11 protein-coding genes are annotated in these 13224 nt (G+C 42.6%); 10 read left to right on the plus strand and 1 reads right to left on the minus strand.

Annotation, left to right across the window (positions count from 1 at the left end; genetic code table 11):
• The first annotated feature begins 414 nt into the window (after positions 1 to 414).
• From rpoD to yfaE, 10 genes are all read left to right on the plus strand, one after another.
• Entirely contained in the window at positions 415 to 2331 is a 1917-nt protein-coding gene (gene rpoD, locus PSYC_RS06540) for an RNA polymerase sigma factor RpoD (protein ID WP_041757684.1), read from the plus strand.
• Positions 2332 to 2711: 380 nt separating this feature from the next.
• Positions 2712 to 3638 carry a bestrophin family protein gene (locus PSYC_RS06545; protein WP_011280533.1) on the plus strand — a complete coding sequence of 309 codons (927 nt, stop codon included), beginning with the start codon at positions 2712 to 2714 and terminating at the stop codon, positions 3636 to 3638.
• Between the two features lie 267 nt (positions 3639 to 3905).
• Positions 3906 to 4298 carry a YbeD family protein gene (locus PSYC_RS06550; protein WP_011280534.1) on the plus strand — a complete coding sequence of 131 codons (393 nt, stop codon included), beginning with the start codon at positions 3906 to 3908 and terminating at the stop codon, positions 4296 to 4298.
• 716 nt (positions 4299 to 5014) lie between these two features.
• The gene (nrdA, locus tag PSYC_RS06555) at positions 5015 to 7291 is read left to right on the plus strand and encodes a class 1a ribonucleoside-diphosphate reductase subunit alpha (RefSeq protein WP_011280535.1); all 2277 of its coding nucleotides are present in this window, start codon (positions 5015 to 5017) and stop codon (positions 7289 to 7291) included.
• Positions 7292 to 7400: 109 nt separating this feature from the next.
• Positions 7401 to 8189 carry a 3'-5' exonuclease gene (locus tag PSYC_RS06560; RefSeq protein WP_011280536.1) on the plus strand — a complete coding sequence of 263 codons (789 nt, stop codon included), beginning with the start codon at positions 7401 to 7403 and terminating at the stop codon, positions 8187 to 8189.
• A 475-nt stretch (positions 8190 to 8664) separates the two neighbouring features.
• Entirely contained in the window at positions 8665 to 8916 is a 252-nt protein-coding gene (locus PSYC_RS06565; protein ID WP_011280537.1) for a type II toxin-antitoxin system Phd/YefM family antitoxin, read from the plus strand.
• On the plus strand, positions 8906 to 9193 hold the full coding sequence (locus tag PSYC_RS06570) for a type II toxin-antitoxin system RelE family toxin (RefSeq protein ID WP_011280538.1): 288 nt from the start codon (positions 8906 to 8908) through the stop codon (positions 9191 to 9193). The genes PSYC_RS06565 and PSYC_RS06570 overlap by 11 nt, the downstream gene beginning before the upstream one ends.
• A gap of 85 nt (positions 9194 to 9278) precedes the next feature.
• A complete protein-coding gene (locus tag PSYC_RS06575; RefSeq protein ID WP_041758023.1) occupies positions 9279 to 9626 on the plus strand; it encodes a hypothetical protein in 348 nt (115 codons plus the stop codon).
• Positions 9627 to 9716: 90 nt separating this feature from the next.
• On the plus strand, positions 9717 to 10850 hold the full coding sequence (gene nrdB, locus PSYC_RS06580) for a class Ia ribonucleoside-diphosphate reductase subunit beta (protein WP_011280540.1): 1134 nt from the start codon (positions 9717 to 9719) through the stop codon (positions 10848 to 10850).
• Positions 10851 to 11072: 222 nt separating this feature from the next.
• The gene (gene yfaE / locus PSYC_RS06585) at positions 11073 to 11333 is read left to right on the plus strand and encodes a class I ribonucleotide reductase maintenance protein YfaE (RefSeq protein WP_011280541.1); all 261 of its coding nucleotides are present in this window, start codon (positions 11073 to 11075) and stop codon (positions 11331 to 11333) included.
• A 186-nt stretch (positions 11334 to 11519) separates the two neighbouring features.
• Here yfaE and PSYC_RS06590 read toward each other — a convergent pair whose 3' ends face one another.
• A complete protein-coding gene (locus PSYC_RS06590) occupies positions 11520 to 12848 on the minus strand; it encodes a S1C family serine protease (protein WP_011280542.1) in 1329 nt (442 codons plus the stop codon).
• Positions 12849 to 13224 lie beyond the last annotated feature (376 nt).

A 13224-nucleotide genomic window follows, 5' to 3' on the forward strand; every position in this document is an offset into this window, starting at 1 on the left:
GCAAATAATCAGTAAAAAACAGTCGGTAGATATCACTACCTCGTGCTTGATTACACTGGTCTGTGTTAAACTATGTCGCTATATATTTATAGCATGGCTTAATGAATAACGACAAAATGACGATATGCCCGTACGATTGAGCACATTTTTAGGTATAGATTTTTAAATATTATTATTAAATCGCATTTTAAAACATCTGTTTTCAGGTATTACTATTTTGAAGTCTTTTGAGCATTAGCGGTTTTGTAGCATTGTAGTTGTAGTATTTTGAGCCTTTATTCATATCCACTCATTTTTGATATTATTGACTACCTTTACGCCATATTTTGATCAATCGATTGATAAGATCAACGCACCCAGCGAGCGATAGCCAGTCACAATATAAAAATGTCCGATGCAAGTAAGCGAGTATTTATGAACGATAAGTCAGTTTCTAAGTCCACATCTCAACTGGCCACCTTAATCCAAATGGGTAAAGAGCAAGGGTATTTAACCTATGCTGAGGTGAATGACCAACTGCCCGACTCTATTACCGAAAGCGATCAGATCGAAGATATTATACAAATGCTAACCGACGTTGGCATCAAAATCTTTGAATCTGCGCCCGACGCCGATGACATCTTGATGAACGACGATTCAAGTGATGATGACATGGCAGCGGATGAGGCAGCAGCGGTATTGGCTTCTGTTGAGACCGAACCTGGTCGCACCACTGACCCTGTGCGTATGTATATGCGTGAGATGGGTACGGTTGATCTATTAACCCGTGAAGGCGAAATTGCCATTGCCAAGCGTATCGAAGAAGGTATTCGTGACGTACAGCATGCCATGTCTTACTGGCCGGGCACGGTACAGTTCGTCCTTGATGAATATCAAAAAGTTCAAGATGGCGAGAAAAAACTTTCTGACGTCATCACTGGTTTCTTAGATCCTGAAACCGAAGAAGACAAAATCGCCGCTCAAGAAGCCAAAGAAGCGGCGAAAGAAGAGCGCGAGCGCATCAAAGAAGAAAAAGAAAACCCTCCTATTATCAAAGAAAAAGCCAAAGCAAAATCTGGGCTTGATGATGACGAGGACGAGGACGACGTTGAAGAGGACGCTGAAGAAGAAACCAGCGGTATCGATCCAGAAGAAGTGCGCTTGCGCCTAGAAGAGATTGAGCATTTATTTATTAAAGCCAAGCAAGCATTGCTTGATTATGGTCGTGGTAGTGCTCAAGCCAATGAAGCTTATGAGCAACTGGCTAGCCGCTTTATGATGCTAAAGCTTAACAATCGCCTATCTGATCAAGTCATGGCCATCATGCATGATGTCTATGATGACGTGCGTAAACATGAGCGTCAAATCATGCGTTTGGTGATTCGCCGTGGTCGTATGCCGCGCGAAGAGTTCCGTAAGACTTTCCCAAGTAATGAAACCAACGTTGATTGGTTGATTGAGCGTATTAAAGGTAAGCCGGCGTTTGCTGCCACGCTCGAGAAAGTTACCGACGATGTTATCTTGTTACAACGTGCTATCCGTGATTATGAGCATAAGCTCGAGATGGAAATCCACGACATGAAAGATGTGGCACGCCGTATGGCTATTGGTGAAGCCAAAGCCCGCCGTGCCAAAAAAGAGATGGTTGAAGCCAACTTACGTCTCGTTATCTCAATCGCCAAAAAATACACCAACCGTGGTCTACAGTTCTTGGACTTGATTCAAGAAGGCAACATCGGCTTGATGAAAGCAGTAGATAAATTTGAATATCGCCGTGGTTATAAATTCTCAACCTATGCCACTTGGTGGATTCGTCAGGCAATCACCCGCTCTATCGCTGACCAAGCACGTACCATCCGTATCCCTGTGCATATGATTGAGACCATCAACAAAATCAACCGTGTGTCTCGTCAGTTATTGCAAGAAATGGGACGCGAGCCAACGCCTGAAGAATTAGGCGAACGTCTAGAGATGGACGAAGTCAAAGTCCGCAAAGTGCTAAAAATTGCCAAAGAGCCTATCTCTATGGAAACGCCAATCGGTGATGATGAAGACTCGCACCTAGGTGACTTCATCGAAGATGGGACAATCTCAAGTCCTGTTGACGATGCGACGGCTGCCGGTCTACGTGAAGCAACGCGTGATGTGCTTGGCAACCTAACGGAACGTGAAGCTCGCGTCCTCAAAATGCGTTTTGGTATCGATATGCCAACCGATCATACCTTGGAAGAAGTCGGTAAGCAGTTTGATGTAACGCGTGAGCGTATCCGTCAGATTGAAGCAAAAGCCTTGCGTAAGCTACGTCATCCGTCACGCTCTGAGCATCTGCGCTCTTTCCTTGAAAATGACTAACTTCTCAAGGAAATACTGAGCCTAGATAAACTGAGCCTAGATAATAGGCCTCAAATACCCGTCAAGAAGAGATAAAAAAAGCTGAGCATGTCTCAGCTTTTTTGTGTCTGTAATGTAAAAATGTGAACTGTCCTATAGTTGAAATACTTTAAAGTCGCTACAGTATTGCTGGTGTAAATTTTTTGCAGCCTCTGTCTGCGTAGGCACAGCAAGCAAGAAAAATTTGCACCAGTAGTACGTGTTGTATCGATATTACTTTTCACTGACTATAGGTCTCGATAAATTTATAACTTTTTAGGCTTTACAGATCTCGATTCTATATTAGAATCACATGGTACATTTCATAGTGCGTTCATATACCCCATCGCTAGGAAGCTAATATGATTGTCCGGCAAACACCAAACGCTCTCAAAATATTTTTTACCCTTCGTGGCTCCATCATTCCGAAAATCTATCCACAAATTTTGCTTATCACTTTTCTCAGCACTTTTATAACGATTATTCAGCACTGGCTTCCCGACTCTTTTCCCTATTATGGTATGGCAACTTTCACCTTGCTAGGGATCGCTTTATCGTTGTTTCTCGGATTTCGGAACAATGCGAGCTATCAACGTTGGTGGGAAGCTCGGGGACTATGGGGTCAGCTGGTATATGATTCTCGCAGCCTAACCCGCCAAGTGCTTTCTTTTATAGACAACGACACCGAGACTGGGCATGATACCCAGCGATCTATGATTTACCTGACTATTGCTTTTACGCACGCTGTGCGCCATCGACTGCGTGGTACCTCACCTTGGCAAGATATCGAGCCTTTTGTGGAATCGACGCATCATGACAGTATGCGCCAAGCGAAAAATGTACCCGATTATCTGATGCGCTTAATGGGTAAGCAGCTTGGTGACATTCGGCGTCAGCAGCTAGTGTCGGAGCAGATAGTACAAAATATGGACGAACGCCTGACGTCTATGACGATTGTCTTGGCGGCCTGCGAGCGCATTCATAATACGCCGCTGCCGTTTGCTTATATGCTACTGGTACATCGCACGACCTATTTATACTGCTTTATGCTACCTTTTGGCTTGGTAGCTACACTAGGCTGGGCGACTCCTTTGATTTGCGCTGTGATCGCTTATACCTTTTTTGGTCTGGATGCCCTTAGTGAAGAGCTAGAAGAGCCTTTTGGCTTGGCGGCCAACCAGCTACCCCTTACCGCATTATCACGCACTATCGAAATCAACCTGCGAGAAGCACTGGGAGACACAGATATCCCACCTGATATCACTCCTATAAATGGCTACTTACAGTAATCGTTTGGCTTATCACTAAGAGATACACCACTGCTTAAATTCAAACTTAACTTGAATAATCGCCCGTATGCCACTATAAACAGTGAATAAAGACACTGCTTTAATAGATTGACCCATCCAAAAATACCATTTATAAAAACACTGAGCCTGTCTCAGATTTTTTGGGAGGGGGGGGGGTTGTTAATGCCGTGTTTTACCAATTGAATTTATAACATACCAGAGAATTTTTCATACCAAATAATTACCTATAAAAGTGAGGCTCACATCATGAGTGATGATCCAAAAGACAGCACCAATCAAGACACTAACCAAGCACCAGCGAATAAAAGATCGGTCAACGTGACTGAACTGTCAACCAATAAAAGCGCATTAAAAGGCAAAAAGACCGACATTCAAAATCCCGAATTGTGGGATTTTCCGATGAATTATCCGATGAGCATCATTGGTAATGAAGGTGAGCATGAGACTCTATTGAACGAAGTCAAACTCATTTTAGGCAGCCAGTTTCCTGATTTTGACTTAGCATCTATGCAAGTTAAACCCTCAAAAACGGGACGCTTTCATTCTATACGAGTGAACTTATACTTAACGACTGCTGAGCAAGTAAATACCCTGTATGCGTCACTTGATGCGGCTGAGACAGTACGCATTGTGATGTAAATTATGATTGGATTGGCGATATCTCAATTCCGTCTATCGAACCCTACTGTCATGAGCACAAATTCATATAAGATAATGACAATCGTCACTCATATGGGTGGCGATTTTTTGTGGTTTGATGTACAATCTGCGCCCGCATTTTTATTGTCATGACCCATTTTATTAGTCAATAATTTACGAGAAAATAAAAAGCAAAGAGTGATTAGACTTTTACAAAAAATTTATTATTAAGCTCATTTGCGTCTAACCCTTATGCCATCGTCCTTTGCCAAAATTCGGACAACTCATAAGCCCTCAGCAACATAGTTTCACTCTAAAATCAATATAGCATTTTCAAAATTTTCCCGCTATATTGTGTCCACCTATTAACAAACACGCTATATGTAGTGCTCAGTGACTTTAACCATCACCATGAGCCGTGGCTAGCTTTTGCCTCAAAAAAACACGCTATCATGAGCATATATAGTCGGTGAAAAGTAATATCGATACAACATGTACTGCTGGTGCAAATTTTTCTTGCTTGCTGTGCCTACGCAGACAGAGGCTGCAAAAAATTTACACCAGCAATACGGTAGCGACTTTAAAGTATTTCAACGATATATAGCGTTATAAAGCATGCCTGCCGATGCTATACCGCGCAGCATCACTAATAAGTCATTAAGTAAATATAAGTCATTAAGTAAATAATTACCAAGCAATCAACTTACGAGGTCAGCATGACACATATCGATAAAATCCAAGTAACCAAACGTGATGGACGTTTAGAGCCAATTGATTTAGATAAAATTCACAAGGTTATTGAGTGGGCAGCTCACAATTTAGAGAATGTGTCGGTGTCACAAGTTGAGCTAAAATCGCACATTCAGTTTTATGAAGGTATCAAAACTCGTGATATTCATGAGACCATCATCAAGTCTGCTGCTGACCTTATCTCTGAGACGACCCCTGATTATCAGTACTTGGCTGCACGTTTGGCGATCTTCCATTTGCGTAAGATTGCCTACAATAGATTCACGCCGCCGCACCTATATGATCACGTCAAAAAGCTCACCGATGCAGGTAAATATGACGCACATATCTTAGCTGATTATAGCCGTGCTGAATTTGATGAGTTAGAAGAGTATCTCGATCACTGGCGCGATATGAATCTTGCTTATGCGGCAGTTGAGCAAATGGCAGGTAAATACCTCGTACAAGACCGCGTCTCTAAGACTGTCTTTGAGAGCCCGCAGTTCTTATATATGCTGGTTGGTATGTGTCTGTTTGCCAGCTATGACAAAGCCGAGCGTCTTGACTATGTGAAGCGCTTCTATGATGCGACTTCAGAGTTTAAAATCTCGCTACCGACGCCAATCATGTCAGGTGTGCGTACGCCATCACGTCAGTTCAGCTCGTGCGTATTGATTGAATGTGGCGATAGCCTAGATTCAATCAACGCCACCACCAGCGCCATTGTACGCTATGTGTCACAGCGTGCCGGTATCGGCATCAATGCCGGTCGTATCCGCGCCCTTGGTAGCCCTATCCGTGGCGGCGAAGCACAGCATACAGGCTGTATTCCATTCTATAAATTGTTCCAGACAGCTGTTAAATGCTGCTCACAAGGCGGCGTCCGTGGCGGTGCTGCGACGTTATTTTACCCATTATGGCATTTAGAAGTTGAGTCGTTATTGGTACTGAAAAACAACCGTGGCGTCGAAGACAACCGTGTCCGTCATATGGATTACGGCGTACAATTAAATAAGACCATGTATACTCGTTTGATTAAAGGTCAAGACATCTCGCTATTCTCACCAGGTGACACCCCTGGCTTGTATGATGCGTTCTTTGAAGATCAAGACAAGTTCGAAGAGCTATACACCAAGTACGAAAATGACCCTACTATTCGTAGCCGTCAAATCCCAGCGGCAGATTTGTTTAGCCTAATGATGCAAGAGCGTGCCAGCACCGGTCGTATCTATATCCAAAACGTCGACCATTGCAACACTCATAGCCCATTTGATCCAACGGTTGCGCCAATTCGTCAGTCAAATCTATGTATGGAAATCGCTCTACCGACTAAGCCACTTGATAACATCAATGACGAAGCAGGCGAAATCGCGCTTTGTACGTTATCAGCGGTGAACTTAGGTAAAGTCGAGCACGTTAGCGATATTGAAGAGCCAGCGGAACTCATCGTCCGTGCGCTTGATGCCCTACTCGATTATCAAGACTATCCGGTAAAAGCCGCTCAAAACGGCAGCATGCGTCGCCGTACGCTAGGCGTTGGTGTGATTAACTATGCGTATTACTTAGCCAAAAATGGCGTACGCTATTCAGATGACAGCGCGCTTGGTCTGACCCATCAAACCTTTGAAGCATTGCAATTCTATCTCTTAAAAGCCTCAAATAAATTGGCAAAAGAGCAAGGCGCGTGCCCTGCCTTTAATGAGACAACGTACTCGCAAGGTATCTTGCCGATTGATACTTATAAGAAAGACTTGGATAAAATCTGCCAAGAGCCGCTACATTTAGATTGGGAAACGCTACGTACGGAGATTACCACTCACGGTCTACGCAACTCTACCCTAACTGCCTTGATGCCGTCTGAGACCTCTAGTCAGATCGCCAACGCGACCAACGGTATCGAGCCACCACGCGGTTTGGTGTCTATCAAAGCATCAAAAGATGGCATCTTAAAGCAAGTCGTGCCTGAGATTGATAAGCTAAAAGATCAGTACGAGCTACTATGGCAAATGCCGAACAATGACGGTTACCTAAAGCTGGTCGCTGTCATGCAGAAGTTCGTCGATCAAAGTATCTCTGCCAATACCAACTACGATCCGGTTCGTTATGAAGGGGGCCGTGTACCGATGAAGATATTGCTTAAGGATTTACTAAACGCGTATAAAATGGGTGTGAAGACCTTGTACTACCATAATACTCGTGATGGTGCGAACGATGCCCAAGCGGATATGGAAGATGATTGTGCTGGTGGTGCATGTAAGATTTAAGTTTGCAGGAGAAATTCTTTAAATAGAATTCCAGACGGATGGCGGGTTTGGCTTTTAGGTTAAGTCCGCTGCTTGCCTTTTTTCAATCCTTCAACGTGTATACATCTAAATGAATTCAATAAAAAAATATGAGCGTTATGTAAAAACTAGAGATAAATTAAAAAATTTATCAAAGAACGAGAGTAATTCCTTAGTTATTCATTACTCTTGTGAAAGTTTCTATGATATCAAGGATGGTAAGACTCCAAGGATCACTTCAATTTGTGTTAGAAACTTCGATACAGGTCAAACCCATTCTTTTTCCATACATAAAGCTGCTGAAATTAAAAAAGTAAATAACTCTGATATTCCCAAGCAGTATGACAGTCTTGAAAAAAGCATGTTAAAAGAATTTTTTGATTTTATGAAAAAAAATGATAAACATACTTGGGTTCATTGGAATATGAGGGATATAAATTATGGATTTCAAGCTATTGAACATAGATATAAGGTTTTAGGTGGTAAGCCTTATAGTCTAGATGATAACTATAAGTTCGATCTATCTAGAGCTTTAGTTTCACTATATGGAAATGCTTATATTGGACATCCAAGGCTTCCAAAGTTGATGAAGAAAAACAAAATTACAGAAAAAGATTTCTTATCTGGAAAAGAAGAAGCTGAAGCTTTTGAGCAAAATGATTTTATAAAACTACATCAATCTACACTTCGAAAAGCTGATGTTTTAGCAAATGTTTTGGGAAGAACTCTTGATGGTAGTTTAAAAAACAACTCAAAGTGGTGTGAAAGGTATGGACTTAGTCCAAAATCTTTGACTCTAATTTTAAAAGAACATTGGATTGTTTTTCTAATTGGTCTGGCCGCTTCTATCATAGCTATATCACAATTCATAATTGACTAGTAATCGTAGGGTGCGCCCAGCGCACCAATGCTATTAAAGAGTCTACAAGGCGCATTAAATGCACCCTAACTTAAATAATAATTTTACTAAGAAAGATAAGCCACGCCCTAGCAAGGCTTTTTAGTTGTTGTAGGCTGGGTTGTTAACCCAGCATTGTAATTTTGCAAAGTTGCTGCTGGGCTAAAGCCACAGCCTACGCCAATATTAGATAAGAAAAAACAGCGATGCCCAAACAAGCTTTTTTAGCTCTTGAGCGAGGAAATAACTAAGCACTGCTTCGTCCGAGCACAAGGGAATTTGCATTTTCGCACATTTCTTATCAGTGTCCTGCTGACGTCGATGGCGATGCAGTTACAAGCGGAAGTCCGAATTAGTTACTCAAAGTATTTAAAGTAAATAGATTAACAAATAAGACCTAATTTTCGTGCTAATATTGTCTCTATATTTAGAGCATAATATTAGCGGAGAATGAATCATGCAACCAATATTTGCAACACAAACAGCGAGTATCTCAGAGCTGAAAAACAACCCTTCGGCACTGATTAAACAGTCAGATGGTGAATCCATTGCTATTTTAAACCACAATAAACCCGTGGCTTACTTAGTCTCAACAGACGTCTTCGAGCGCATGATGGAAGCGATGGATGATATGGCTTTAAGCCAAACGGTTAGCGCACGGTTGAATGATGGGCAGATACCTATAAAGGTAACGTTGGATGACTTATAATCTTGAGTTTCATCCTTTAGCATTAAAAGAGTGGAAAAAGATAGCGCCAAGTATTCAGCAGCAGTTTAAGAAAAAATTACAGCAGCGATTGTCAAACCCTCATGTGCCTGCTTCACAGTTATCAGGTCATAATGATACTTATAAAATTAAATTGCGCACGATAGGATATCGTCTGGTGTATACCGTCAAAGATGATGTCGTCGTTGTATACGTGCTAGCAGTAGGCAAAAGAGAAAATAACAAAGTGTATGACAGTCTTGCGACACGCCAGCCATGATGAAAGTTAAGACAATCATTATAAGAGGCGTCAAGCGCTATAACCGAAACACATAGACAGAATAAAAATGACGGAGGTCATAGACGTGCAATATACCGCAATCATCAAAGACGGTGGTTTGTTTATCCCTAACGTATTTTCAGACCTAAACGATGGTCAGTCCTACATCGTCCAAGTCACCGTTGATATCGAAGACGCTCGCCAGCAGCTAAGTGGTCATGCCACAGCAAAAAAAGAATCCATAAAGCCGGTCGCAAAAAAGACGGTTAAAAGACCGCTGAAAAAAGCAACGGAAAGTGTTGATTTGGAAACACTGCGCAAGAGTGCCGTCGACGAGCTAGAAGGCTTAGATGATGTCGAGCTTAGCGAGATATTTAAAGCCTATATGAATGATGGAAACTCACCGACACAAATATCACTAGAAAACTTATAACCTGCGTTTGCTGATAGTTTAGAGCCGCATTTTTAGAAACAGCAGTTCAAACTTTAGATTAATAACTGTATTCATTATAAAGGCAGTCCCATGACTTACTCGATTTTTTCCCAAACGCCAAACAATGCGCTAACAGAGCCGATGTTTTTTGGTAATCCGGTCAACGTGGCGCGCTATGACCAACAAAAGCACCCTATCTTTGAGCAGTTGATTGAAAAGCAGTTGTCGTTCTTTTGGCGTCCAGAAGAAGTCGATGTGTCACGTGACCGTATGGACTATGGCAATCTGTCCTCACATGAGCAGCATATCTTTATCAGTAACCTAAAATATCAGACCCTACTCGACTCTATCCAAGGTCGTAGCCCAAACGTGGTATTGTTGCCACTGGTATCGATTCCTGAGCTTGAGACGTGGATTGAGACGTGGACGTTTTCTGAGACCATTCACTCGCGCAGCTACACCCATATCATTCGTAATATTATCAATGACCCTGCTATCGTCTTTGATGACATCATGCAGAACGAGCATATCTTAGGGCGTGCCGCGGACATCGCCAAGTATTATGATGATTTATATTACAGCTCATCGCTGTACAACCTATACGGTGCAGGCACGCATACGATCAATGGTAAGCAAATTACCGTTGATTTAAAATCGCTGAAAAAGCAACTTTACTTGTGCTTGATGGCAGTCAACGTCTTAGAAGCCATTCGCTTCTATGTATCATTTGCTTGCTCGTTTGCCTTTGCTGAACGCAAGCTGATGGAAGGTAATGCCAAGATTATCAAGCTCATTGCTCGTGATGAGGCGCTACATTTAACGGGTACGCAGCATATTCTTAACCTCATGCGCATCGGACGTGATGATCCAGAGATGGTTGACATCGCCAAAGAGTGCTATGAAGAAAGCATTGAGATATTCCGTAAAGCGGCTGAACAAGAAAAAGAATGGGCAGGCTATTTGTTCAAAGACGGCTCAATGATTGGTCTAAATAAAGATATTCTTTGTCAATACATCGAATACATCACCAATTTACGTATGGAAGCGGTTGGCTTGCCAGTGGCTTTTCCGAAATCTAAATCAAACCCTATCCCTTGGATTAATACCTGGTTGTCGTCTGATAACGTACAAGTTGCCCCACAAGAAACTGAAATCAGCTCGTACTTGGTCGGTCAGATTGATTCAGATTTATCAGACAGCGACTTTGATGATTTTGAGCTATAGTCGGTGAAAAGTAATATCGATACAACACGTATTGCTGGTGCAAATTTTTCTTGCTTGCTGTGCCTACGCAGACAGAGGCTGCAAAAAATTTACACCAGCAATACTGTAGCGACTTTAAAGTATCTCAACTATATAGAACGTGTGTTTTCATTTAAAAAATCGTTTTTGCAAGAGTATCCTTTAGATAGTACCAAATGATAGGGAAATAAATAGGATAACACTATGACTTGGGTAATGACGAGTAAGAAGCAATTTTACTTGCATGATGACGAAAGTCTGCTTGATGGACTACTGCGCACCGGACATGATATCAATTATCAATGTAAGGAAGGCTATTGTGGCAGCTGCCGAATCAAGCGTATCGCCAGCTCACATGTTATAGATTATCCGTTTGAACCGCTTGCTATGATTGAAGAAGATGAAATCCTGCCATGCTGCTGTAGAGTGCAAGGCGTGATTTATGTCAATCATGAGTTGCTATAGTCGGTGAAAAGTAATATCGATACAACACGTACTGCTGGTGCAAATTTTTCTTGCTTGCGGTGCCTACGCAGACAGAGGCTGCAAAAAATTTACACCAGCAATACGGTAGCGACTTTAAAGTACTTCAACTATAGCGTGCTTTTTGTTGTTGATCCTAAATATTAAATAGTTAGCAAAATACCTTAATTATAAAGGTGCACCATCTCTTTCGAACAGTAATAAAAGCTCTTCACGCATACGGTCACGCTCTGCCTCTGACATCATAGGGGTGTCTTGTTCTGGAGCTTGTAGGCTTGGCGGCTGAGCACCTCCAAGCATCTCATCTTGGATCACAACGGGCACGGTGACAGGCTCTTCGACCGGACGCTCCTCTAGCAATATCTTCACTTGTGCGTTTTTACCTTGACGTAAGATTTGAGCCTGCAGCGTGGTATTGGGAGCTTTACGCGCGACATACTGAATCAAGGTGTTGGCATCGGTCATCTCCACCCCATCAATGGTCAAAACAATATCACCCACTTTCAGACCGCTCTTGGCAGCTGGACTCTTAGGAACCACGTCGAGCACTTCTACGCCTGTAGACGTTTCAAGCTGGGTCGGATCTCTCAGCTGTGACTGTATCTCAATACCCAGCCAACCACGACTGACCTTGCCATCTTTGATCAGAGCATTCATCACTTGCTCGACGATAGCGGTAGGAATGGCAAAGCCAATACCCATAGAGCCACCAGAGCGTGAGTAAATAGCCGTATTAATACCAATCAGCTCACCGCGTGCATCGACTAATGCACCGCCCGAGTTACCCGGATTGATAGCTGCATCGGTTTGGATAAAGTCTTCAAACTTATTGACGCCAAGCCCTGTACGTCCGGTCGCTGAAATAATGCCTTGGGTAATGGTTTGACCGACGCCAAATGGATTACCAATCGCTAGTGCCACATCGCCTACAAGCGTTGGTTTTTCACGAAAGCCCAAAGGGGTCAAACCAGTCATATCGACTTTAATCACCGCCAAATCACTGTCTGGGTCTGTGCCAATTAATTTCGCACGGCTTTTACGACCATCATTAAAAGCAACGGTAATCTCATCGGCTTTTTCGATGACATGCGCATTGGTCACGATATAGCCATCTTCTGAGACGATAACGCCTGACCCCAGATTCGTATTGCCCTGCTCTTCTGACGGCCCACCATGGTATTCAAAAAACCGGCGCAAAACTGGATCATTCATATAAGGGTGTTCTGCCATCGTCTGCGTAGTATAAATATTGACGACTGATTGCGAGGCACGAGCCACACCATTATGATAAGAAGCAATAGGTGTTGACGCGTCTGATACCGGTTCAGAGGCTTGCTGCTCAGCAGGCGTGGTCCTTGGCGGCTCCCATTTTGCCTCCGATGCTGTCTTCATACTCGCAAATAGCCAAATAAAGGCGGCAGTAACCACCAACAGTAAAATCCAAGGTAACCATCTTAATAGACCAGCCTTGTTATTGGCATTCGGGGATGACGACATATAAAAACCTCTATAATTTCACATAGACAACCGGTATTAAGCCATATCAGGCGCACGCCTTGATATAAGGCACTTTCACATGTGTAAATTATAGCTGTCCTCATAATACAATGGTAGTGCATCGTGTACCGTTTCAGTTATTGAGCTTGTCTATTCTTTTGCCACATCATGTTAAAATGGCTATTATGAAAAATAATCCATTTTGTATAGTAAGCCCAGTATAAAAACGACACAGCGGGACTGGAATGAATTTTTTGCAGCCTCTGTCTGCGCAGGCACAGCACGCCAGAAAAATTTATACCAGTGCCGTGTCAAAACATGATGTATCTACTTTATTTGGAATCGACTATATAAACACTTGAGCGACTGCAACTAT

Origin of the sequence: Psychrobacter arcticus 273-4 (assembly GCF_000012305.1) — a bacterium.
GTDB lineage: Bacteria > Pseudomonadota > Gammaproteobacteria > Pseudomonadales > Moraxellaceae > Psychrobacter > Psychrobacter arcticus.